The following is a 24516-nucleotide window of genomic DNA, read 5'->3' as shown; positions in this document are numbered from 1 at the left end:
CAGATAAAGGGCACCGGCTACTTTTGAATCACTAAATCGCTCAACGGCATTTAGTGCGCATCGTAACTTGAACGAACTTTAAGAGGAAGAGTACCGTAACTTGACTTTACTATCAGAGTGCCAGCGTAACTTGAACGAATTGAAAAGGGAGTACCGTAACTTGAACTGAAATTGAAACTGAAAAAGGAGTTCCTATCGTAACTAACCTATTTGTGCCCAACTGAACAAACCAATCTTGACCACATCACTTTAGTAACCCAATTGCACTTATTGAGTTAAGTTGAACAGCCCGGCTTCTTTTGGAGCCGGGCTTTGTTTTCTGATTGAGATACAAAAAATCCCGACTCATATAGACATCGGGATTTCTGATTTACCAGCCAATAACTAAGCTGATGAAAGACTAGCGCAACAATCCAGCAAGGATTTGTTACATTTGAATGAAACAACTGTCAAGTTTACAAGTATGAAACAGCCCCCGCCTTTGGCAGGGGTTTTGTTTATGCAAACATAATAGTATACCCTAGCCCCGTAAAGTTTCTTTCGTGAACGGATGATTAAGCACTTCTGCTAAATGGCTTTTATGGCCCAATTCATGAAAATGATCTATAAACAGTACCCTCAAAGGAGCTTTTAAGAAGTTTCTTTGTTATAGGAAATATGAACTCAGTGATCTCTCCCGGCGACCGTGTATTAGTAACGCCCTATGTAAGGGGCTATGCTCGTAAATCCTACCGGGCAGCCGTAATTGATTGGACACCCAGGGGAAAGCTAAAAGTAAAAGCTGTCGGCGATGGCCGTGTCGTTGTGGTCAGTAGTGAATATGTCAGGAAAGTGGCCGATGGCGCTAAAAAAGAGTAATCAACTTATCCTATCACACGTTGTAGCTGTGGTCTTTTTTAGGATTGCTTCCTGGTTGGTTTCTCCGATTCATTAAAAAATGTGTCTGCCACATGAAAGCCGTACATAGTTATAGTGGCTAATAATACGGCCAGAACGCTATTTATCGAGTTTCGATAGGGGTGCATCTTCCCCGATTCATCTACTCGTCCCCAGTCGCTGGGTATAAAGGCCAGGATTTGCGTTAAGCCTCCATACATAACAACGACCAGTACCAGCCCGATGAGAAGTTGATGAAAAATTCCTGACCTGATTCGTTTGATGAGGTACCAATCCTCATGCAGCCAGCTACCGCTGATGAATTTCCACCCGAAGTCCAGGTAATGAGCTATGAAACAAAGTATGGCATATAAAAGTAAAATCGTGGCAAAAACAGTCAGGATAGTAGGGAAATAACTCATCATTCGTCTAGACCATAAAGGCCAGGTTCAGGTCATTGAGCTACAAAAGTAAACCCAGCGGGTCAGGAACAAAGAGAAGATTATAAAACACTTGTTGGCAACCACAGCCATCAAAAGGCTCCCTGTTGGCTCAAACCACCTTTTTTTAAATAGCACACTATACAAGATTACATTTGTCGGCTACAGGATGAGATACTAATTAATTGGCTCTCAAAATGCCTGTTACAGTCATTCAGTGAGTTAATTATCAAAAGTTTAAGCTTTTAGTTTCAGAGCAGAAGGGAGTTCACTATATTCTAATAATCAATTAAAAAGTTAAGCTATGAAGCAAAAGCAGGCTGAGTTGGAACGACGGCTTAACGAACTACTAATACAAAAGTAAAGGTGTCAAACGCCGACTTTGTGAAAAAACAAAACCCTAACCAGTGGCAAGGGTCTGTTGGGTCTTATGATAAGTCAAAGACTCATCTCCTTGTGTAAAAGTAATAACAAACAATATCGTTTACTTATATGTTAGCCTTTTTACAAAAACAAAGCCCCTGCTAACAACAGGGGCCAGTAAACATAACTTGAACTTTAATATGTAGTAAATGTACTCCTGATCGTACGATTTGGGTTATCCTTTAATTATAATTTAATGTTAATGCTATATTGGTAACATTTTGGCTTTTCAGGGTTTATGCGTTAGCGCTTTTATCAAAACTAATGAAGTAAACCTGCGTTTATAATCTGGATCCGTATTTGCTTACAATAAATATTGCTGCATGTAATACGTAAATACATAGTTACCACCACCAAGAATAAGTAGTACTGCGGCAATGGCTAATAGAATAACTGCCCACCCAAAGGCGCCAAAATAGGTCAATATCATTGGGTTTTCAGGGGCATCCGTGCGATAAACAATGGTGGCTTTTTCGCCAACTTGCCAATCGGGGGGTGAACTGGCGACCTTGTAGGAATGATGTATTTCCCGGCCGGTAATGGTTGTGAATCGAAAAACAGGCCTATAGGTATATTTGCCTTTTTTGCGATTTTCTTTAATAAGTTCTTCCACAACCGCGATGGTGCGATTGCCGGTTTTAATCAGTTGTATCGAATCATTGATCAAGTACAATGAGCCTAAAAGTAAGATAATGCCAGCCAGAAATGTGATAAAGTAGCCCATTTAAGTTGCGTTTGATTAGTTTAATTCAGCAAGAAGGATTGATGCTGAGCAAGATACTCAAACGGATAGAGTGCCTACCAGGTTTGTTTTTGATCGGTTAATAAATTTTAAAGATTAAATCGTATGGGCAGCAATCGCCGGGCTGATCTGGTCGAATCGTTCGAGAAGAGATTGATTAGTTCAGATCGTGTCCTTTGTGCAACAGAGACGTATAGCCTTACGTACTGAGTAATGTTGCTGGAGTAATTCCTGAAATGTCAGGGAGGAAAGTTATGAATGGTGAAACAACCCCCGAAAACTGACTTTTAGCTCCCAAAATAGGGCATTAAGCAAAAAAAAATAGGAAGGCTAATAGAAAGCAAAAATCTTTGTTTCTGCTGATTAGATTATCAACGTATATGTACGAAATAGAAACCCACCGCTTGCTGAATCGTTTGCAGACGATTTATTGGGATTTGATAAAAATTAGCCCCGTTGAACGGACAACTTATTACCAGTCGCGGATTGCTGCGATAACCTGCGCTCATCAACGGGTCAGTCAGGATATTGAGAATTGTCAACTAATTCTGGACGAGTTTGCTCCTGAACTACGAATTACTCAAAATGCACTGACTCACATTGTTAATGGTCGGTAGAGTAGACTCCGTTTAGCTCATCATGAACAGGCGTAAAAAAAGTGGCCTCAACTGTATTAGTTGAGGCCACTTTTTTTACGCCTGGCATTTATACTGACATACCATAAATTAATACGTTTCATACTCATAACGTAGGACATCTCTGGTTGTCGTGCTATTGGGAGCCGGGGTCGTAATGAGCCTGACACGTTCGGTCGGCAAATCGGACGAATTGTATTGATATTGATAAATGACCGATTCCGCCGTGTAACCCGGAGGAGGAGTTTCGGTCAGGACATTATTCTGACTTAGTGTCAAAACGTTATCTGTGCCGCCAAACAGAGCAGCTGGTGTAGATGGATTCAATAAAATATTGACAAATCCACTAAATGCCGATGGAATGGTGAATACGCCATAAAACGGATTTACTTTGTTGTCGTGCGTGTAAACCGCACTGTGGACGCCTGGGAATCCGGCACTCATTCCGGGGGGCATGCCCTGGTAAGTGATACCTGTACCACCTGTCGTTTGCGTTAAGTTTTTACCCGAAAAGGAAAACTGTACATTTCCATTAATACTGAAGCGGGGATGGGAATAAAACGAGAACGCGCGCTCTAATTGACCGGCACTGTTGTAACTATAGCCCCAAGCCAGCCCATTTGCGTAGTTAATACCAGCTACTTGGCCTAATGCATTATACGAATAACTATAATTCTCCACAGGCCCAGTAATAACTCCCCCTGCAGGACGCGGAAATGGAACTCCTACGCGTTGCAGTTGTATAAGTCGATTCTGAGCATCGTATCGAAAATTGCTGTAATAAATTGGCACCGTGGTACTATCGGGTGGCTGATAGGTAATCAACGAGCTAAGACGACCTTGAGAGTCGTACCGAAACGCAGTTTGTCGAACCGTGTTGTTAGACGATTCTTCTGTCAACGATTTTATTCGTAAACGAACAGGCGTTGACCCCGGAGTGATGTCGGGAAAACGGTGATCAAAACAGGAGGCTAAGCCACCCACCAGCATCAGAAGGATCAGGTAATTTGTGAAACGAATGTTCATGGTTGTGTATGTTTAAGGGAAGAGCTACCGCCTTTCGCAAGCATACATAGCCATGAGTTCAGAAAGGTAAGTTGCCATGTCCCCAATCTGAAAGGATTTGTCCCGAATGTGAAAGTTTATGCTTTTAGGCAGTTATGGAGCAGAGTAATACCCGGAAAATCATCCATATTGATATGGACGCTTTTTATGCATCGGTCGAACAGCGCGACAATCCTGAGCTTCGCGGGAAGCCTCTTGCTGTCGGTGGTTCTCGTCAGCGGGGGGTGGTGGCTGCAGCTAGCTACGAAGCTCGTCAGTACGGGGTTCGCTCAGCGATGGCATCGTCCATTGCGATTCGTAAATGCCCTGAGCTGATTTTTGTCAACCCCCGCTTCGACGTCTACAAGGCCGTGTCTAGTCAGATACGGGCAATTTTTGCTCAGTTTACGAACCTGATCGAGCCGCTGTCGCTGGACGAAGCCTATCTGGATGTAACCGATCGATCAGACCTTTCCCGAACGGCTACGCAGATCGCCCAGGCGATTAAAGAGCAGATTAAACAGGAAACAGGTTTGACGGCCTCGGCGGGTGTATCCTATAATAAATTTCTGGCGAAACTAGCTTCAGACTATCGAAAACCAGACGGGCTGTTTGTTATTAAACCCCACCAGGGGCTAGCCTTTGTTGAACAACTGGAGGTAGGCCAATTTCATGGCATTGGCCGGGTAACGGCCTCTAAAATGAATCAGATGGGTATTTTTACCGGCTTGGATTTAAGGCAACAGAGCGAAGCCTTTTTAATTCAGCATTTTGGTAAAGTTGGTCATCATTATTATTCCATTGCCAGAGCTGTTGACACTCGGCCGGTAACACCAGATCGGGAACGAAAGTCGGTTGGTTCAGAGAATACGTTTGAGCAGGATTTAACCGATACCACAGCTTTGGAAGCAGAACTGAAACCCCTGATAGCCGATGTCTGGAGCTATTGTGAACGGGTAGGCGTGTCAGGCCGAACAGTCACGTTAAAAGTGAAGTATGCCGACTTTCAGCAGATTACCCGTAGCCGAACAAGGGCCACTCCTGTGGCAGACCAGTTGATGCTCAGTCAGATTAGCCTGGATCTGCTGACTGCTTTATTTCCGTTACCACAGGGTGTACGACTGTTAGGAGTTTCTTTATCGAGTCTACAGAATTTATCGGCAAAACCAGGAGGTCAGTTATCACTGGATTTATAAAAATGGCCTGCCTGAATGGGTGAAACGGCCGTCAATCGCTTCCCCGGAAACGCTTCCCGATGCAGAAAAACGGTAATCTTTATCGGGATTTATCTATCTGCCTGACGAATTTCTATACTTTATGCCTTCCTTATTAGGGCTTTTTTGCTTACTGGATACAAGGTGCAGAGGATGGAAATTAATCACGATTTGCTCGAATCACTTGGGTTTGTTCAAGTGCCTAACCGACGATTTGGATACGCTTACAAAGGTGTCACGGGTAGACTTTTACCGCAGGATGGTACCTTTTACTTTTATGATTTTACACCAGCCATAACAACGAAAGAAGAGTTGACATTTATGGTAATGGCCATTGATTACCGATTACGGATAGAGGGAGATACGTTATTCTAATAAAAAAACTCCCTGCTTATCCGTGTACACACATCGGGAAGCAGGGAGTTTAAGTGACTGAACTTGACCAGCGATTAAAGTTGGTAATGATGGGCGTAAAGTGCTTTTATTTTTTCGCGACTCCGTTTCAGTCGCATCTTGATAGCGCTCTCCGAAACATGAAACCGATGGCTCAACTGCTGAATCGAAAGGTTTTGTTCGTATTTGAGTCGTAGCAGGCCGACTTCATCAGCCGGTAATCGGTTGAGAATGAGGTCTAGTTGCTTGAAACGATCATCGATAGGCTTTCGTTCGTCGGTTTCTTCCAGAGAGGACTCTATCTCGGGAGACAGCTGTTCCACAGTAAATCGTTTTTTGATACGCACATGATCCAGACAATAATTGTGCGCAATTGAATATAACCAGGTCGACAGGTTCGACTTGTTCTTGAAATGTTTCAAGTTCGAATACGCTTTTAAAAAGATCTCCTGTGTACAATCCTCAGCATCAGTCGTATCCTTGGTCATCGAAAGGCATTTCTGAAAAACCTTCTTTACATATTTTTTATAAAGCGTGTCAAACGTATCATTTTGCGTAGATATATCGAGAGCCTTATGGGTAGCAAATGTGGATTGTTTCATAGTTAGCGTTGAGTATGTTTGATACAAAAAGGACAAACAAACGCCAGAAATGTTTATTGCTAGTAACAATAAGTGCTTGTAGTTTATATTAAGAAATCTTCAAACTGTAATTAATGTAAACCTATTTATGGTAACATAATACCGCTATTAATGACTATTATATTACAGAAAATAGAAGAATAATCTAATTTTACTTAGATCTTTTTGTGGATTGTAATTAATTTGACTCGTCTAAAAATTCCCATTCATATTTACTAATCGGTAGATTTGTAAATATATAATTGAGTGAAAATTAAAGATATAGGTTTGTTAATTCGGGCAATTAATTATAAGTATTCGCTCCTCAGTTTGCGAGAAAATAAGTGCCGTAACCAGCCTGCATTCTGGACTGAAATGATCAATAGAGAAGCTCTATTCAGGAAAAGGAAAATGGAGTTTTTAGAAGAAAGGATTGGTATATAAGTAAATTATTTAATTTCGCATTGGTTTTCCGCTTGGTCCACACAATAAGGGCCCCTGGGTAGGCCCCCGTAACAGAACTAACAACCATCACGCACTCATTGCCCCAGTCTTATCGGCGGGGCTTTTTTGTTGGAAATTCTCAGCCAGAGTAGAACGAAGTCAATTAAGGTAATAGCATCTCGCAGGCTCTTATTTTCTGCTTCAGACGATCCAGTGCATCCCAGTTGCCTGCCTGATAGTCTCGTAAATACGCTTTTGCGTGTAAATCGAGCATTGTCCAGGCTTGGGAATAAGGGCTGGCGTCAGGGGCTAGGTCGATGAGTTTCCAGATCGATTCGCGAAAGGTGTTGAAGGCTTGGGTAACATCGGAACCAGGAGCAAGGGCGTACAGATTGGATGCGGCCAGTAACGCCACTGTATTTGGGGTTTCAGCAAGTTGAGTAGAAGATGTATAAGCCATACCGTACTGGGAAAGGGACCTTTTTCAGTTAACCTGAAAAAGGGGCAGATGTTTGGCTAATAGGCAGTTATCTGAGTCAATGGTTTAATCCCCGAGGATTGTTCAAAACTCGAATCGAACGGCAGGCAAGCTGATAAGCTGGTCAGAAACTATTCGGATGCAGACAGGATTTCCAGTAATTAATGATCAGGTTTATTTGTTCCTTAAATTCAACATATTCCTGCGCTTTGATGTGAAATCCCTGAATCGTGCCATTATAAGCCTGTTGGACTAATTCGGGGCCTGCCGACGTAGTATAAAAAATAAACGGAATTGCTTTCTGTTTGAGGTACTCATTCTGATCAATCATCTGGCGTAGTTCAAGGCCAGTTAAAACCGGCATCATAATGTCACATAAAATTAGGAGCGGCTTTTCCTCCGTAGTTTCTAAATAGTGGAGAGCATCCTGACCATTGAAGAAAAAGTGGATTTGATTCCGAAGATTTAATTCCTTGATGGCCCGTTCGAATAAAAATTGGTCATCTTCATCATCCTCAATATATACAAGTGGACCATCTGTTAAAGCTTTCATGGGTCTGTGGAAAAAAAGGCCTGGTTAATTACAGAAACTATCAGGCTCCGTAAAAAATATAGTTACTTCATAACGAAACAGTAACTGATCGGAAAGTTTACCGTATTGAGTGAATGAGTGACTAGATAACTCGGTAGGCGAGTGAACTGTTTTATTTTTTTGTAACTCAAAATGATTTAATGGGAGCTTATAGAGAAGTAAGGAGTTGAAGTGTCTATAAATCATACGAAAAGGTGTTGCAAAAAAAATCGGACCAGCCATTTGTTGGTGGCAATAGGAGAGTAGCTTCGTTGTTCATAGTCGTTTGGGATAGGAGACTCACTTGATAGATCGCAACTCGTTATTTGGAGCCACGGCTTTCCTTCCTGTATCTTCACCGAAGATTTCCCAAACATGCCTTCTTTGGTAGGCGTTACTATCCTCAGTATTTTACTCAATTGACGCTGCATGATTCTTATTGTAGATGATAGGCCCGAGAATATTATCCCGCTTAAGAAGATTCTTGAACTGCATCGCTTTTCAGTCGATACGGCTGAATCGGGCGAAGAAGCTTTAAAAAAGATTCTGAAAACCGATTACTCAGTCATTGTATTGGATGTACAAATGCCCGGTATGGATGGGTTTGAAGTGGCCAATGCCATTTCTGGATTCAGTAAAGCCCGTGATACATCGATTATTTTTCTGTCAGCGGTTAATACCGAAAAGAAATTTATTACCAAAGGCTACACATCTGGTGGCATCGATTACATTACCAAACCGGCTGATCCGGATATTCTGGTCCTGAAGGTCAAAACATTAGATCGACTGTATCATCAGCAGAAGGAATTACGAACCGCCCAGGAATCGTTGCGAAAAGAAGTCAATGATCGTCGGAAGGCGCAGGAAGAACTAGCCCGACGCATGCAGGAACTACAGACTGTACTGGGTTCTTTGCCACAAATGGCGTTTGCGGTCACTGCCAATGGGGAATTAGAATATGTCAACGAACACTGGCTGCACTACGCAACCGATACAAAATCATTGCCCACCACCCATCCCGACGATGAGATCGTTTGTGAAGAATGGAAACAGGCGTTGTCGGACGGTGTTGAATTGACGCGTGAAGTGCGGCTGAAAGAACAGAAAACGGGCGATTATCGATACCACCTGCTTCGTATTATTCCGATCTATCGGGACAATACTGTGGTGCGTTGGATTGGTACATTCACCGATATTCATGTGCAGAAACAGGCAACTGAACTACTGGAACAGGAAGTGGCAATACGAACCAGCGAACTAGTCCTTAAAAATACCGAGCTGGAGCAAACCAACCACGAATTGCAGCAATTCACCTGGGTCGTATCGCACGATTTAAAAGAACCGCTCCGGAAGATTCAGCTACTGAACGATACGATCAGGGAGAAATACCTGAATAATAACCCCGATGCGCTAGCGTATCTCGATCGGTCGATTCGCTCGTCTGCCCGGATGTCGGAACTGATCAAAGATTTACTAACCTATTCGCAACTGTCTGTTCCTGAGCCTTTTCAGCAGACGGATCTTACGGCACTAGTGCGCGATCTGTTGCTGGATTTCGATGAATCCATCACCCGAAAAGGAGCGACGATTACGCTGGATACCTTGCCTACGCTGGATGCCATTCCGACACGGTTACGACAGGTCTTTCAAAACTTACTAAGCAACGCACTTAAGTTTACCCGTCCCGATCAGCCACCTGTCATTCATATTCATGCCGAGCGAATTGATAACAAATCACTTAACGGTAATCCATCGCCAACAGGTGATTATTGCCGGATCATAGTTACTGATAACGGAATCGGGTTTGATGAAAAATTCCTGAATCGCATTTTTATTATTTTCCAGCGTTTGCACAATCGAACCAGTTACGAAGGCACTGGTATTGGTCTGGCCATTGCCAAGAAAAATATCGATAAGCATCATGGACTTATTTCGGCGTATAGTCAGCTCGACAAGGGGGCCACATTTGTGCTGATCCTACCTATGAAACAAACAACCTAATTTACGATTTTTGAGCGCGTCAGCCATTAACCAAACGTACTTCGTAATTCACTTACATGCCACTACGAAAAACATCTACGTCGGTCATTCGACAGTTACAAGTTGTCTTTTCACTTTCGACGTTACTATTGCTAATCAGCCTGGTTGCTTCGTTCTACAGCATCCAGAAACTGATTAGTAATTCGAAGTTAGTGAACCACACCAATGAAGTGCTGATTGAAGCGGAGAACATAATTTCGTTCATGAAAGACGCCGAAACGGGTCAGCGTGGCTATCTGGTTACGCTCGAACCGGTCTTTCTGGACCCCTACAACAACAGTTATGAGTCCGTAACGAAGAGCTATGACCGACTGCGCGACTTGACGGGTGATAATCCGGAGCAGCAAAAAAAACTGGATGAAGTGAAAGCTTTGTATGTTGCCAAATTCGCTCAGATGCGTCGGGTTATTGATTTAGCAAAGCGTGTTCGAGGATTTACGGTTGATACGGCTCGGCAGCAGAGCGAAATGTTGAAGGGCAAGCAGATAATGGATAAGTTGCGATCCGTGATCAGCCACATAAAATCTGATGAAGAAACACTGCTGAAAAACCGCACTGAACAGCAGCAGATTTATATCAATTATACGCCCTTTCTGCTGATCGTTGCCGCCATTATATCAATGCTCATTACGGGCTTTACGTATGTGCGCATCAAAAAAGACCTCGAAGACCGAATCGCCGAACAGGATATTGCCGAAGCAAAATACCGCGAAACGAACCGTCGTATAGCCATTATGGAGGAGGTGACGCAGGACATTGCTGATGGCGATTATACCGCGCGTAGTACAGATACTGCCGATGACGATTTAGGCCGAATCAATACAGCTTTGAACAAGATGGCTACTTCGCTGGAGCAGACATTTACCGATCTGAACCAGCGAAACTGGTTGCAGCTTGGCGCTGTGAAGGTGAGCGATGCCATCAGAGGACAAAAAGATTTTGCCCAACTGGGATCGAATCTGATCAATACACTGGTTGAACATCTGGGGGCTCCTTTGGGTACGATTTATCTGATTGATCATGATAAGCTGTTTACGCTGGCCGGGAGTTACGCGACGCAGCAGGTACCTAATACGATCGTAGCGAGTGAAGGATTGATCGGGCAGGCTATTGAACAGAAAAAACCAATTGTGGTTCGGGATTTGCCTGCTGATTATAGTCGAATAAGCTCCTCGTTGGGCGATAGTCGTCCAGTGGCGCTCATGATTGTGCCGTTGCTGTATGCAGATATCTGTCTGGGGGTCATTGAAATAGGAATGCTTCGGGAGCCTCGTCCAGCCGATATCGACTTCCTGACGATGAACCAGGAGCCGATTGCGATGGGCGTTAATGCGGCCCTCGATTTTGTCAAATTGCAGAATTTCCTGGAAGAGACACAGTCGCAGGCCGAAGAATTACAATCACAGCATTCGGAACTTGAGAATCTGAATGCCGAACTGGAAATGCAGGCGCAAAAACTGCAGGCTTCCGAAGAGGAATTGCGTGTTCAGCAGGAAGAACTCCAGCAAACCAATACGGAACTGGAAGAGCGAGGGTTACTGCTGGAAGAAAAGAACGACGAGATACAGAAAAAGGCCGACGAACTCGAATTGACCACTCGGTACAAATCCGAATTCCTGGCCAACATGTCGCACGAATTACGGACGCCACTCAATTCCATCCTGCTCCTGAGCCGACTGCTGGCTGAGAATTATGAGAAAACGTTGTCAGACGAGCAAGTTGAATACGCGCAGGTAATCCAGTCATCGGGCAACGGATTATTGGGATTGATTGATGAAATTCTGGATCTGTCGAAGATTGAAGCCGGACAGATGAAACTGGAATTTCAGGATATTGCCATCACCGATATTACCGATGAGCTCCAGGCTTTGTTTGGCTTATTGGCGAAAGAAAAAGGATTAGATTTTACAATCTCAGTGGCTTCCGAAGTCCCTCTTCGTATCGTAACCGATCGGATGCGGTTGGGGCAAATTCTGAAAAACCTGCTGTCGAATGCGCTTAAGTTTACCGCTACCGGCAGCGTGAGTTTGACGATTAAACGACAGGAGTCGGATAATCGCAAACTGGGCTTTGTCGTCAAAGACACAGGCATTGGTATTCCGGTTGAAAAACAACCGCTTATTTTCGAAGCCTTTCAGCAGGCCGACGGATCGACGAAGCGGAAATATGGTGGAACGGGCCTTGGCCTATCCATAAGCCGTGAGTTGGTAAAACTCTTGGGTGGAGAAATTACGCTCTATAGCCGCGTTAACGAAGGCAGTGAATTTACGGTAATCCTACCTATCGACTCCGATGGCCCAACTATTATTCCAGAAACAAGCCCTGCTCCGGCGGAAGTAAAAGAGCCCAAGCCAGCACTAATTACACCCAGTACTGATACAACCTACATTAGTACGGTTATTCCCGAAGCTATTCCCGATGATCGGAATGATATCACCGAGAAGGATAAAACTATCCTTATTGTGGAGGATGACCGTAATTTTGCCAAGTCCTTGCTGGATTATGCCCGCAAAAAAGGCTACAAAGGGATTGTGGCCGTTCGCGGAGACGAAGGGCTCAAACTGGCGTCTATCTACAACCCAATCGGTATTTTGCTGGATATTCAATTGCCCATTATGAGCGGCTGGCAGGTGATGGATGCGCTGAAAGCAGATCCCAAAACCCGACCGATTCCGGTGCATATTATGTCGTCGCACAAGATGAAGAACGAAAGTTTGCTGAAAGGGGCGATTGATTTTGTCGATAAGCCTATGGCGTTTGAACAAATGCAGGATGTCTTTAAAAAGATCGAATATGTATTGAGCCGCGATCCTAAAAAGGTACTCATCATTGAGGATAACCCAAAGCATGCCAAGGCGTTAGCGTACTTCCTGGAGACATTCAACATTAATTCAGAACTAAAAAGTACGGTTGTTGAAGGGGTAGATGCGCTGAAGCGAAATGAAGTCGATTGTGTGATCCTCGACATGGGTATCCCGGATCATAAAGCGTACGAAACGCTGGAGGCCGTCAAGAAAAATCCAGGCTTCGAAACTCTGCCGATCATCATCTTCACCGGCAAAAGCCTGTCGATGGCCGAAGAGCTGAAAATAAAAAAATACGCCGATTCAATTATTATCAAGACAGCACACTCGTACCAGCGGATGCTTGATGAAGTGTCGCTCTTCCTGCACCTGGTCGAAGAAGCGAAGCAACCCACGAGCGAAAAAGCGAAAAAACTGGGTGGCCTGAGTCAGGTACTGACCGATAAAACCGTGCTGGTTGTCGACGATGATGTGCGAAATATTTTCTCTTTGTCGAAAGCGCTGGAACAGTATAATATGACGGTCATTGCCGCGCTCGATGGGAAAGAAGCGCTGAAGAAATTGGAAGAAAATCCTACGATCGATGTCGTTCTGCTGGATATGATGATGCCGCAGATGGATGGCTACGAAACCGCCAGCAAGATTCGTGAGCAGTACCAATGGAAAAACTTACCAGTTATTGCCGTAACAGCCAAAGCGATGACGGGCGACCGGGAAAAATGCATCAAGGCCGGTGCATCCGATTACATAACAAAACCTGTCGATATTGACCAATTGGTATCACTGTTGCGCGTGTGGCTATACGAGCGTTAATTACGGTTTATAGTAAACCCTTTTGAGGATGGGAAAGAAACAAGTATTGATTATCGACGATGATGCACGCAATATTTTTGCCCTGTCGGCAACGCTGCGGTCACGATCATTTGGTTGTGTATCCTGCATGAATGCGCAGGATGCGCTGACCCTATTGCGAACAGATCAGGTAATCGATGCGGTTTTGATCGACATGATGATGCCTGATATGGACGGTTATGAAGCTATTCCCCGAATTAAAACCATTGAACAGCGCAAAAACACGCCCATTATTGCGGTTACGGCCCAAGCTATGGTTGGGGATCGGGAGAAATGCCTTCGGGCCGGTGCTACCGACTATATAGCCAAACCAATCGATGTGGATCGGTTATTCGCGATTCTCGACACGGTTTAATTGCTTGTCATGATTGAAGAAGAAGAAATTGATTTGTTGTTAACGGATTTATTTGAGGTGCATGGGTATGATTTTACCCATTACGCCCGAGCTTCGCTGAAGCGACGGATTAATCGTGTTCTAACGCTCGACAAATTTCCTAGTTTCGCTGAAATGCGTTACCGAATTCGGACGGATGGAAACTACCTGAAGCGGTTCGTTGAGGAATTGACTGTCAACGTAACTGAAATGTTCCGCGATCCGTCATTTTACAAAACCTTACGTACTGAAGTACTAAGAACCCTGACAGCCAAGCCCTTTATCCGAATCTGGCATGCCGGTTGTTCAACTGGAGAAGAAGTATTTTCGATGGCTATTCTGCTGAAAGAAGCCAATCTCCTACATAAATCACTGCTCTACGCTACCGATCTGAATCCTGATGTGCTGATCTCGGCTCGTAAAGGTATTTTCGGATTATCGCAGATGAAGCAGTATTCCGAAAATTACCTGCTTTCGGGAGGGATAGCTGATTTTTCATCTTATTATACAGCCCAATACGGCTACGCTAAATTCCGGGAAGAACTGGCCGAACGTATGGTATTCTCCACGCATAATCTGGTTTCGGATCGATCTTTTAATGAATTCGATCTTATTCTTTGTCGCAACGTGATGATATACTTCGATAAAGAATTGCAGCAGCGTGTGCTGACTCTTTTCAATGACAGCCTGAGTGTGTTGGGCTACTTAGCATTAGGTACTAAAGAAACCCTGCGATTCTCTTCGTTAGAACCTGTTTTTAAGCAATTGACTGGCGAAAAAATATGGCGAAAAGTTGGCTAGAAAAATCGTACCGGGCCGTAGTGATCGGTGGTTCTACAGGAAGTATCGACGTGCTGTTGAACGTATTGCCCGCCTTACAGGCACCTTTGCCTTACACACTTATAATTGTCCTTCATCGCAAAAATACCGCTGATTCAACTCTGGTTGACTTATTTTCGCTGAAAACGAAAATTCCCCTGCGAGAGGTTGACGATAAAGATTCCGTACAGCCGGGAGTCATTTATCTGGCCCCCGCTGATTATCATTTACTGATTGAAAAGACAGAACGATTCGCTCTGGATGACTCGGAGAAAGTAAACTATAGTCGCCCGTCAATTGATGTTACGTTTGAATCGGCGTCGGATGTGTATGGGGATTCGTTAATTGGAATTTTGCTGTCTGGAGCCAACGCCGACGGTACGCAGGGGTTATTGGCGATCAAAAAAGCCGGTGGTCTGTTGATTGCTCAGCAACCCGAAACTGCCCAGGTTGCGTTTATGCCCCAACAGGCAATTTTAAATACGCCCGTCGATTTAGTTTTGGATATTGAAGGAATTACCAATTTTTTGGCCTCTCTGAATCGATCTTTAGCCTAGGTCTACAGGGTATTCAAGGGTTGTTCTCTGATACAGCGAAAATACGGTTTAACAAATGACGAGCAGTAATGGCTTCATAGCAGAAACCGCCCGTAAACAGCACATATAGACAGGCAAGTACGAGAGTAGGCGTCCTGAGCGTTTCCTCAAAATGACCTGTCACTATCAATCGGTAGACGATTGCAGCCAGAATAGGAAGTGCACATAAGCTCAAACCAATGCCTATGAAAAGGGCTAACACGTTCAACATCATGACAATATGAACCTGTAAGCCCGCTTCGGTAAGTAGAAAACGACCATGTATCGTGGGTAAAAATGAATTCCTGTACTGGATAATCCGCTCAATATAGAAGTCAGTTTTCGAGAGGGTTCCCGTAAATTCGTGGGGTCTGGTTTCCCGCGAAAAAAGAGGACGTCCTTGTACAGGAGCCACTTCGCCCGACAATCTTGCCAAGGCCTCTTCGTGACTTAATGGTGAGCGGATGACGAATTTCCAATAAGGAAAAAGCGGTATCATATCAATTCGCCTTCTTCGCCTTTACGGCTTCGACGTTACTCTTGCGACTTTCCAGTTCTGTAAGTGCCGTTGCCTGCTCCGTTTTATTGGTTTCAATATCCTTCTGGAGTTGTTCCAGTTCTTTGGCATTATCGTCGATTCGCTTTAGAAGCCGTTCTTTGTCTTTAGCATTCTGTTCGATAGCCCGCTGGAGTTGCTCTCCACGTCGAACCAGTTTCTGGTGATTTTTCTGAGCTTCATCGAAACCTCCTTCAGCCGTTCGCACTTCCTGTCCATAAGATGTATTTTCTGCGAAATTCTTCAAAACGCTTTCAGCAGCCGAATACCCTGAATCACCAGCTTTGACGAAATTGCCATTACCCCGATCAAACGCAACAAAAATAGTGGCCGATGATCGTGATGATTTGACTGTACTGACCAGGTTTATGGGTTCGGAGGAAATGGCGGAAATGTCAGCATTAGGCACCCGGTACGTGCCTCGCGAAGAGGTGAGCCGACCATATTTCTGCAGTTCGGTTTCCCAATCTTTCTCGATTTGTTTACCATCGCCCTGGATGGTTAAATACAGCCCAGATACAGTAGCTTTATCCACGGTGCTTTCTCCAGCGTAAACGGTTTGGGCGTAGCTGGAATAAGTCGATGTGAAGAGAAAAAAGGCTGTTAGAAAGCGTGCTGTGGTGTTCATGATTGCATTTTGTTTATCCGGCTACATAACCGGGCTGGGTAAAATTTGTTACAGATGGCGTTCGTCAGGAATCAACTTTTTGAGTGATCAATAATCGTTTGTCGCTATTTCTGAGCGTCGTTGCCAGTATATAGACGGCTCCTCCCTCGCGTAGTGACAACTTTTTGCGCAGCTCGGCTACCGTTTGCGGAAAGTTACGCACGGTCAGGTTCGCTTTTAAATCAGGAATAATTCGCTTGAGACTTTTTGCATCGGGTTTAATTACCTCCTGAAGCAAAAAAATCCGACCGGGAAAATCACTTCGTAACTCATTACTGGTGTATAAATGACTGTGTGGAGCAAGTTTGGCGAGACCAAATCGGGTGGCTGCCAATCGAAATGCACCTGCCTTTAATACGGCAGCGTTCGGTTCATAGATATAGCGTTGCGGATCGTTGAGAACTATCTGTGCATCAATTTCTTGCTGCCATTGAAACGAAAACGATATAGTTGCCTCTTTACTCAGATTAACAGCGTTAACCTGAACAGTTTCCTGCGCTGTATGTTGATTGGTTAGCACAAATAATACTTCTTTTACTTCTCCCTGAACCGCAACTACGTGGACGAACTTAACCCGACCCGATAGCTCTCTGACGGCCATATCGATGTCAAGTAACGGAGATGCCTTTAGTAAAATGTGCTGAGTGTGGCCGAATAGCTTGTCGATCATCCCCGGTTTCGTGACATCAGGCTCACAATCGCCCAGTCGGACAACTTTACCCCCCTGGTCATCGCGTCGGTGAGGGTCCAGAAAAATCCAGTCAGCAGCCTGGCGAAGAAAATCAGGTTTATCCAGCAGATCTACTCCATTGCCAGTCTGGAAGGAAACATTCGTAGCACCCAGCTCCGGTAGATTGTGAGTTGCCAAAGCCACCAGTCCGGGCTGCTGTTCAACATACACAACCCTCGTCATTTGTTGGGCAAATGCCCAGGTATCGACGCCCATTCCGCCAGTAAGATCAAGCAGTAGATCGCCCTGCACCAGGGATGCTTTATACTGAGCTGTTCGCTCCGAAGAAGCTTGTTCAACGGATAAGGGCAACGGAAAAATTAACTCATCATTCGCATACCAGGTAGGTAATTTCTCTCTGGCTTTTTGACGAGCGATAATCTGTGCTGCCACCGTTTTGAGATCGATCCCGGCGGGCTGGGCACGCAAAAGTAAATTTCGACCATCAGTAGTCAGGTGGGCGCGAATAAAAGCCCGTTCGGTAGCAGATAGATGGATCAATTAGATAGGCTTAATTAATTTTTAATTTATCTTTAATCAATTTTTAATTGATCTCTAATTTTACGTGTAAATTCATCGTTTTCAAACGTTGATAGAACCCTTGACGGATACTATTCCCTTTCATGCAACGCGTTAGCCCTTTTCGCACACTCAGTCACTATAAGATGGCTGATTTTCGGCAGGATTTACCTGCTGGCCTGTCTGTTTTTCTGGTAGCGCTACCACTATGCCTTGGTATTGCACTAGCTTCAGGAGCGCCCTTATTCTCAGGTTTAGTCGCCGGAATGATCGGCGGCATCATAATCGGATTGTTTTCCGGTTCCGAAGTCAGCGTCAGTGGCCCAGCGGCTGGTCTGGCCGTGATCGTTGCCGATGCCATCGCAAAAATAGGGTCTTACGAAGCATTTCTAGTGGTTGTTGTGCTGGCCGGAGCCATGCAATTTTTTCTGGGACTCATCAAAGCGGGGAGATTCAGTAGTTTTTTCCCCGACAGCGTCATTAAAGGCATGCTTGTGGCAATTGGGATTGTTATCATTCTCAAGCAAATTCCACACGCACTAGGCCGGGATAACGACTACGAAGGTGAGTTTGAGTTTCAACAATTGGCAGACGGAGAAAATACGATCTCTGAAATTTATCGGGCCATTGAAACGGCTAGTCCCGGTGCTGTCGTCATTAGCGTCATTTCACTGACTTTTTTGATCTTTTGGGATCGAATAGTTGGCAGAAGTCAGCGGAGCCTGTTGAAAAACTTTCCCTCTCCGCTGATTGTCGTCTGCGGGGGAGTAGCCCTGAATGAGTTCTTTCGGGTAGCAGTTCCCGAATGGTATCTGGGCGATACGGCGCATCAGCACATGGTGCAGATTCCGACAATTGCACCGGGGAAGAGCATCTTTTCCATCTTCGATTTCCCGAATTTCAGTATTCTGAGTAATCCGCAAGTTTACGGAATTGCGGCTACCATTGCGCTCGTAGCCAGCCTGGAAACCCTTCTGAATCTGGAAGCATCGGACCGGCTCGATCCGGCCAAACGCATTTCATCCACCAATCAGGAATTAATCGCCCAGGGCATTGGCAATATGATATCGGGTCTGATTGGTGGGTTGCCAGTAACGTCGGTAGTCGTGCGAACGTCGGCCAACGTATATGGTGGTGCCCGTACGCGTGTATCGTCAATTCTTCATGGCGTATTACTGCTTGTTGCGGTGTTTTTAGGTGGCCCGTTATTGAATTTGATCCCTCTGTCCTGTCTGGCTGCGGTGCTGATTATGGTTGGGTATAAACTCGCGAAACCGGCCATTTTCAAGAAAGTCTATGCCGACGGTTGGAGTCAGTTTGTTCCGTTTATTGTGACGGTTGTCGGCATTATTTTTACTGACCTGTTGATCGGGATTGCACTAGGTTCGGTCGTTGGGATTGTGTTCGTGCTTTACACGAACGTTCATAATAACTTCCGTCTGGATCGTCAGGGCCGTAAAGTAATTATTGAATTTGAAAAAGATTTGTACTTTTTAAGTAAACCGCAACTGAAGGAAATTTTAGGAACACTAGAAGCGGGCGATGAAGTCCTGATTGACGGCACGAAAGCACCATTTATTGATCACGATATTTATAATATGCTTCACGATTACAGGGAAATTGCTAAAATTCAGGGAATTAACTACGAACTTCGAAATGTTGCCTTGAATCGAAAAAAACGTCGATTTAAAGAAAAACTGGTGAGTTAGTGGAGAAACGCTTTACCTTGTAGCCATAACGCAGTAAGCAGGTGGGATGGCTACAAGTGACAAGCATGAGTAAGTTTCGTCTGAAATTCGTTTACTTTTCGCAGTGGTGCGGAAGCGTTATCGAATCCCGGCTACTTACCCATTTATGAGTCTTCGTATTCTTTTTCAACTCATCCTTTTGATTGGTACACTGCTGACGAACCTAAGTCGCAGCAATGGCCAGAACTCGCCAAAACAAGCCCGGAAAGAACCAGCCAAACGAACGTCAATCGAGTACTGGCTCACAGATCCTGGCAGACCCGTTTTATTTCGCAAACAGGCTGATCTTTCCTGGGCTGACGCGAAAAAAGTAGAGCCAGTTATTCATATTGATGCTTCGCAGACTTACCAACCCATTGATGGATTTGGCTATACTCTGACCGGCGGTAGCGCCATGCTTCTCAACCGCATGGAGGCTAAAGCACGAGCAACGCTGCTGAACGAGCTGTTTTCGACCAGGGAAAACGCTATCGGAGTCAGTTATTTACGCGTTAGCATTGGGGCATCGGATCTGGATGATCATGTTTTTTCGTATGATGATTTGCCAACTGGTCAAACTGATCCAACGCTCGTTAAATTCAGCTTAGCTCCCGATCAGGCCAATTTGATTCCGATCCTGAAACAGATTCTGGCCATCAACCCGGCCATTAACATTCTGGGTTCGCCCTGGTCTCCGCCTGCCTGGATGAAAACCAATGGCGACTCGAAAGGGGGGAGCCTGAAATCGGATTATTACGACGCCTATGCCCGCTATTTTGTCAAATACATCAAGGGAATGGCGAAAGAAGGGATTCGGATCGATGCCATTACGATTCAGAATGAACCCTTGCATCCGGGAAATAACCCTAGTTTGCTCATGCTGCCTGCCGAGCAAGCCATCTTTATTAAAAAGAGTTTGGGGCCAGCCTTCAAAGCCGCAGGTTTGAAAACAAAAATCATTCTGTACGACCACAACGCTGACCGACCCGATTATCCGATTTCGGTATTAAACGATAAAGATGCCCGTAAATACATCAATGGCTCTGCGTTTCACCTCTATGCTGGACCCATTAGTGCGCTCTCAGAAGTACATAATGCCTATCCGGACAAAAATCTGTATTTCACTGAACAATGGATTGGGGCACCCGGCAATTTGAAAGGTGATCTGGCCTGGCACGTTCGGGAACTGATTATTGGCGCTACCCGTAACTGGAGTCGAACTGTATTGCAGTGGAATCTGGCTGCTGATCCTAAACAGAATCCGCATACGCCGGGTGGTTGTACAGAGTGCCTTGGCGCCCTGACTATTGATGGAAATTCGGTTAAACGGAATCCTGCCTACTACAATGTCGCAGTAGCCTCAAAATTCGTCCGGCCTGGTTCTGTTCGGATTGCTTCGGATCTGCCCAAAAATTTGCCGAATGTCGCGTTTAAAACCCCCGACGGACATACTGTGCTGATCGTGTTAAACGATAGCTCATCGACGCAAACGTTTGGAATTGAGTTTGCCGGCAAATCAGCAAAAGCAAACTTGCCGGGTGGGGCCGTTGGTACCTATATCTGGTAGGCTAAAAAAAGAAAGCCAGACGACCTGAGTCACCTGGCTTTTACTTTTCGCTTTCGACGGGTTCTGCTAATACTAAAATTCTGTCTCAAGCGAAATACAACTATATAACAGATGGACTTGATGAGTTGTTTGAAAAAAGTTGATTTATTTTTTTAACAACTCAATTATTAACCTGACAATGTGGTTAACTACTTGAAAATAAGTGTGTTTATTTGTTGCCGGTTGGTATCAAGATAACCATATCTTTGGCAGGCCATCCGATGTGCCGAGAATTGGGTCAGTAGTAGGAATAGGTAAGGCGGCTATGGTTTGATCGACCTGTGGACGCTCGCCCGGCAGCCCCCGATTTAGATCCCAACTTCGTCCATCTGGGTAGGCACCGACAATACCTAACTGCGAGCTGCCCAGATTTTTATGACCGACACCGGCTGGAAGAATGAGAATATCACCGGCCTGGACGCTGATTTTCGGGCCACGTTCCCCGCCAATGTGCAGACGAGCGTTGCCGGAATAAATGCCTAACACCTCATGCGAGGTGCTATGGTAGTGATGAAAAGAATAAATCCCGTTCCGCCAGGAGTTTGTCCAGTTATTTTCGGCAAATCGTTTCTCTAGCCATTCCGCTCCCGACGTATTTCGTTCCGTGAATACATTCCGATAGATCAGAACTGGAAATTTGCTGTTGGGTATTTTGCCATCATCTTTGACGTAAATCGTTTCAGGTTGCATAGCTGATTTCTTGGCTGTCTTTGCTTTGTGTATTACGAAAAGGAAGCCGAGAAGAGCTAAAAATGTTTGACGATTCATAGCGAATTTTAATAATTACGCACTATTTGGTAAGATTTGATGGGCCAACAGCTTCGATTTCTGGTGGGCCACCGGGATAGTGCCGGAACGCCGTGTTGGTAATCAGGGTAGGGTAAGGTTTGAAGGTAACCCAGCGGAGCGGCCATTTACGAACCCACAAAGCGCCCTTAGTCATTGCCGTGAACCAACCCGGTGGTTGTTTATACCCAAACGCCAGCCGTAGTTTATCATTAATTAACGCGGCAAACGTGGGTTGAACAAGTCCGTGAAGAAAACCGGGAAACCAACCCTGCACAATTTTTACAGTCGCGTCGGCGATTTTTCGATTGCTTTCGGTGTACCGGAAATGCTGAGTCTCGTATGCGTCGGTGAACGCGCGCAACTCGACCATATTGTTGGGCAAATTCGTCAGGTTCATCCGATGGCCAACTTCCCGGAAAAAATAAAATAAGGCGAGTTCTTCCGAAGGGTTGAGTTTTCGCCAGCCATATCGACTGATCCAGTCAATCGGGTAAAAGACAAACGTAGCCAACACGAAAAGAAAATCGCTGTTGTCGATTCGATAATGGCCGTGAATGTGGTTCATGTGGGTAATAGCCCGCTGTCCTTTCGCACTGTCGTAGCCCGACTCCATAAATTCAGAAATCAATCGACTGGTATCATCATAGCGTTTCTGACCGTGATGCTCAAATTCGCCCGTCCGAGCCAGTAAACCCGACACACGTGGGCTGGCATACGTATGAAATAAGGCAAGTTCAAGCGCGCGGGTTATATCGAATGGGAATTCATAGGCTGTTAACAAATGCACCATCCGCTGGTGATCGCGAATAGGATCGAGGGTTTCCAATTCCTGCTGAACGGCCGGATTTCTAAATAACCCAAACCGCTTTGAATAGACGGTATTCATCATAGCAAACGTGTCGATTACTTCCGAAAGATAAAGCCGAATTCCCTGGCGACACCGGAACATTTAGAGTAAAAATAGTTTAGTACTGCACGAGTAAGTGATTTATGCCTCAATAATACGAATCTGTATACCCTATGAATCCGTTTATCTTTTTGCAAAAATCGTCCGAGTCCAAAGCGGGCAATGAATACATGATCAATGTGAATCACCTCATCAAGGTAGATGCCGCCGTCGGAACAGGTTGTAGAATTCTGACGATAAGTGGTGAGTTTTATTGTGTTGAAAGCTTTGAGGAAGTAGTGACTAAGATTAAGAAGGTATTTGAGAAAACATAATGATTGTCAAACGCTTATCTCAAACATATTTCTATGAAATCGCTGCCAAAGCAATCGGTCATGCGGGCGATTCTAGCCGCCCTGCTGCTAACCTTTCAGGCCATCTACGGTTGGGCCGAAGATCCGAAAACACTGGAAATTGGTACGTCGGCACCTGATTTCAGTATGCCGGGGGTCGACGGAAAAACGTATACACTGAAGAGTTTCTCCGCTGCGAAGGTGTTGGTAATTGTTTTTTCCTGCAATCATTGCCCCACAGCGCAGGCCTACGAAGATCGTATCAAAGCCTTGACCAGCGACTATAAGTCGAAAGGAGTAGCTGTAGTAGCTATTTCTCCCAATTATCCAGCTGCCGTTTCGCTGGATGAAATGGGATATACCGACTTGGGCGATAGCTTTGCCGAGATGAAAATTCGGTCGAAAGACAAAGGCTACAATTTCCCGTATCTCTTCGATGGGGAGACTGAAAAAACGTCTCGTCTCTACGGGCCTGTGGCTACTCCGCACGCGTTTGTGTTCGATCAGCAGCGAAAACTACACTATACTGGTCGACTCGATGCTTCTGAAAAACCGGGTTCAGCCAATGCTGAGGATATCCGGGCTGCTCTCGATGCCATGTTGGTGGGAAAACCAGTTGCCGTTGCCAAAACGAAAACATTTGGTTGCTCGATCAAATGGATGGAAAAAGGCGACTGGGCTAAGAAAGCCCCATCTGTATGGGCCAAAGAGCCCGTTGACTTAAGCCTGATCAATGAGGATAGTCTTAAACGTCTGCTGGCCAACAAAACCGACAAAGTGCGGCTAATCAACGTCTGGGCGACCTGGTGTGGCCCCTGCGTAACAGAACTTCCCGAGTTTGTGACCATGAATCGGATGTACCGCAATCGTGAGTTTGAGTTCATCACCCTAAGTGCCGATGTTCCCGACAAAAAAGACAAAGCCCTGGCAACCTTGAAACGATTGCAATCGTCCAGCAATAACTACCTCTTCAACTCGACCGATAAATACAAGCTCATCGAACTCATCGATTCGCAGTGGCAAGGCGCTTTGCCCTATACGATTCTGATCGAACCCGGCGGAAAAGTCGCCTATCGACATCAGGGAAGCATCGACCCCGCTGAAATGAAAAAGAAAATTGTGGAAAAAATCGGTCGGTATTACTAATTAGAACTGTCCTTACCCCTAAATCCCCTGAAGGGGACTTTGCTCACGCTCAAATAAAGTCCCCTTCAGGGGATTTGGGGGTGAAATATGTCCCACATTGTTGTCCGGCCATGAACAACAATTGTCCGTAACTGGACAACAGCCAATCACAAAAACAGTCTCTATTTACTTCAAATGGTCTTTTTTGATATTGG

Annotated in this window: 24 protein-coding genes; 13 read left to right on the top strand and 11 right to left on the bottom strand. The window is 45.0% G+C overall.

Translation table 11 applies throughout. From position 1 onward, the window contains the following. Nucleotides 1-657 precede the first annotated feature (657 nt). Nucleotides 658-858, top strand: a complete 201-nt coding sequence (locus tag ACYVE4_RS23420) for a hypothetical protein (protein WP_461042683.1) — start codon at nt 658-660, stop codon at nt 856-858. 38 nt (nt 859-896) lie between these two features. Here ACYVE4_RS23420 and ACYVE4_RS23415 read toward each other — a convergent pair whose 3' ends face one another. Both ACYVE4_RS23415 and ACYVE4_RS23410 read right to left on the bottom strand, forming a co-directional pair. Next, nucleotides 897-1301, bottom strand: coding sequence for a hypothetical protein (locus ACYVE4_RS23415; RefSeq protein WP_461042682.1), 405 nt, complete (start codon nt 1299-1301; stop codon nt 897-899). Nucleotides 1302-2043: 742 nt separating this feature from the next. Further along, nucleotides 2044-2463, bottom strand: a complete 420-nt coding sequence (locus tag ACYVE4_RS23410) for a DUF3592 domain-containing protein (protein WP_461042681.1) — start codon at nt 2461-2463, stop codon at nt 2044-2046. 398 nt (nt 2464-2861) lie between these two features. On the opposite strand from ACYVE4_RS23410, the gene ACYVE4_RS23405 reads away from it, so the two are divergent. Then, nucleotides 2862-3098, top strand: a complete 237-nt coding sequence (locus ACYVE4_RS23405) for a hypothetical protein (RefSeq protein WP_461042680.1) — start codon at nt 2862-2864, stop codon at nt 3096-3098. A gap of 108 nt (nt 3099-3206) precedes the next feature. Here ACYVE4_RS23405 and ACYVE4_RS23400 read toward each other — a convergent pair whose 3' ends face one another. Further along, complete coding sequence (locus tag ACYVE4_RS23400; protein WP_461042679.1) at nt 3207-4142, bottom strand: hypothetical protein; 936 nt, start codon at nt 4140-4142, stop codon at nt 3207-3209. A 134-nt stretch (nt 4143-4276) separates the two neighbouring features. Here ACYVE4_RS23400 and dinB point away from each other — a divergent pair, with 134 nt between their 5' ends. Beyond that, on the top strand, nt 4277-5356 hold the full coding sequence (gene dinB, locus ACYVE4_RS23395) for a DNA polymerase IV (protein ID WP_461042678.1): 1080 nt from the start codon (nt 4277-4279) through the stop codon (nt 5354-5356). Nucleotides 5357-5527: 171 nt separating this feature from the next. After that, complete coding sequence (locus ACYVE4_RS23390) at nt 5528-5749, top strand: hypothetical protein (protein WP_461042677.1); 222 nt, start codon at nt 5528-5530, stop codon at nt 5747-5749. A 74-nt stretch (nt 5750-5823) separates the two neighbouring features. Here the strand turns inward: ACYVE4_RS23390 and ACYVE4_RS23385 are convergent, their stop codons facing one another. From ACYVE4_RS23385 to ACYVE4_RS23375, 3 genes are all read right to left on the bottom strand, one after another. Further along, on the bottom strand, nt 5824-6369 hold the full coding sequence (locus tag ACYVE4_RS23385) for an RNA polymerase sigma factor (protein WP_461042676.1): 546 nt from the start codon (nt 6367-6369) through the stop codon (nt 5824-5826). 625 nt (nt 6370-6994) lie between these two features. Further along, on the bottom strand, nt 6995-7291 hold the full coding sequence (locus ACYVE4_RS23380) for a hypothetical protein (protein ID WP_461042675.1): 297 nt from the start codon (nt 7289-7291) through the stop codon (nt 6995-6997). A 142-nt stretch (nt 7292-7433) separates the two neighbouring features. Then, nucleotides 7434-7862: a response regulator gene (locus tag ACYVE4_RS23375; protein WP_461042674.1), complete on the bottom strand. Its 429-nt coding sequence runs from the start codon at nt 7860-7862 to the stop codon at nt 7434-7436. 447 nt (nt 7863-8309) lie between these two features. Between ACYVE4_RS23375 and ACYVE4_RS23370 the strand changes: the two genes are divergently transcribed. Genes ACYVE4_RS23370 through ACYVE4_RS23350 form a run of 5 tightly spaced genes read left to right on the top strand, consistent with a single transcriptional unit; the run spans nt 8310 to nt 15325 of the window. Further along, nucleotides 8310-9881, top strand: coding sequence for a hybrid sensor histidine kinase/response regulator (locus ACYVE4_RS23370; RefSeq protein ID WP_461042673.1), 1572 nt, complete (start codon nt 8310-8312; stop codon nt 9879-9881). A gap of 56 nt (nt 9882-9937) precedes the next feature. Beyond that, a complete protein-coding gene (locus ACYVE4_RS23365) occupies nt 9938-13537 on the top strand; it encodes a response regulator (RefSeq protein ID WP_461042672.1) in 3600 nt (1199 codons plus the stop codon). Nucleotides 13538-13565: 28 nt separating this feature from the next. Then, a complete protein-coding gene (locus ACYVE4_RS23360) occupies nt 13566-13931 on the top strand; it encodes a response regulator (RefSeq protein WP_461042671.1) in 366 nt (121 codons plus the stop codon). A 9-nt stretch (nt 13932-13940) separates the two neighbouring features. After that, nucleotides 13941-14750 (top strand): CheR family methyltransferase, encoded by an 810-nt coding sequence (locus ACYVE4_RS23355; RefSeq protein WP_461042669.1) that lies wholly within the window; start codon nt 13941-13943, stop codon nt 14748-14750. Then, nucleotides 14732-15325 (top strand): chemotaxis protein CheB, encoded by a 594-nt coding sequence (locus tag ACYVE4_RS23350; RefSeq protein WP_461042668.1) that lies wholly within the window; start codon nt 14732-14734, stop codon nt 15323-15325. Before ACYVE4_RS23355 ends, ACYVE4_RS23350 begins: the two co-directional genes overlap by 19 nt. A gap of 13 nt (nt 15326-15338) precedes the next feature. On the opposite strand, the gene ACYVE4_RS23345 is transcribed toward ACYVE4_RS23350, so the two are convergent. From ACYVE4_RS23345 to ACYVE4_RS23335, 3 genes are all read right to left on the bottom strand, one after another. Then, nucleotides 15339-15842, bottom strand: coding sequence for a hypothetical protein (locus tag ACYVE4_RS23345; RefSeq protein ID WP_461042667.1), 504 nt, complete (start codon nt 15840-15842; stop codon nt 15339-15341). Between the two features lies 1 nt (nt 15843). Beyond that, nucleotides 15844-16527, bottom strand: coding sequence for a hypothetical protein (locus ACYVE4_RS23340; protein ID WP_461042666.1), 684 nt, complete (start codon nt 16525-16527; stop codon nt 15844-15846). 64 nt (nt 16528-16591) lie between these two features. Continuing rightward, complete coding sequence (locus ACYVE4_RS23335; protein WP_461042665.1) at nt 16592-17797, bottom strand: class I SAM-dependent methyltransferase; 1206 nt, start codon at nt 17795-17797, stop codon at nt 16592-16594. 122 nt (nt 17798-17919) lie between these two features. Between ACYVE4_RS23335 and ACYVE4_RS23330 the strand changes: the two genes are divergently transcribed. Both ACYVE4_RS23330 and ACYVE4_RS23325 read left to right on the top strand, forming a co-directional pair. Next, nucleotides 17920-19524 (top strand): SulP family inorganic anion transporter, encoded by a 1605-nt coding sequence (locus tag ACYVE4_RS23330; protein ID WP_461042664.1) that lies wholly within the window; start codon nt 17920-17922, stop codon nt 19522-19524. A gap of 145 nt (nt 19525-19669) precedes the next feature. Further along, nucleotides 19670-21109, top strand: a complete 1440-nt coding sequence (locus tag ACYVE4_RS23325) for a glycoside hydrolase family 30 protein (RefSeq protein ID WP_461042663.1) — start codon at nt 19670-19672, stop codon at nt 21107-21109. A 228-nt stretch (nt 21110-21337) separates the two neighbouring features. Here ACYVE4_RS23325 and ACYVE4_RS23320 read toward each other — a convergent pair whose 3' ends face one another. Next, complete coding sequence (locus ACYVE4_RS23320; protein WP_461042662.1) at nt 21338-21838, bottom strand: cupin; 501 nt, start codon at nt 21836-21838, stop codon at nt 21338-21340. Between the two features lie 100 nt (nt 21839-21938). Continuing rightward, a complete protein-coding gene (locus ACYVE4_RS23315) occupies nt 21939-22886 on the bottom strand; it encodes an oxygenase MpaB family protein (protein WP_461042661.1) in 948 nt (315 codons plus the stop codon). A 71-nt stretch (nt 22887-22957) separates the two neighbouring features. On the opposite strand from ACYVE4_RS23315, the gene ACYVE4_RS23310 reads away from it, so the two are divergent. Both ACYVE4_RS23310 and ACYVE4_RS23305 read left to right on the top strand, forming a co-directional pair. Beyond that, the gene (locus tag ACYVE4_RS23310; RefSeq protein ID WP_461042660.1) at nt 22958-23158 is read left to right on the top strand and encodes a hypothetical protein; all 201 of its coding nucleotides are present in this window, start codon (nt 22958-22960) and stop codon (nt 23156-23158) included. A gap of 33 nt (nt 23159-23191) precedes the next feature. Beyond that, nucleotides 23192-24322 carry a redoxin domain-containing protein gene (locus ACYVE4_RS23305; RefSeq protein ID WP_461042659.1) on the top strand — a complete coding sequence of 377 codons (1131 nt, stop codon included), beginning with the start codon at nt 23192-23194 and terminating at the stop codon, nt 24320-24322. Nucleotides 24323-24516: the final 194 nt, after the last annotated feature.

The sequence above is a fragment of the Spirosoma harenae genome (genome assembly GCF_054776975.1).
This window is presented reverse-complemented; position numbering and strand designations above follow the sequence as displayed.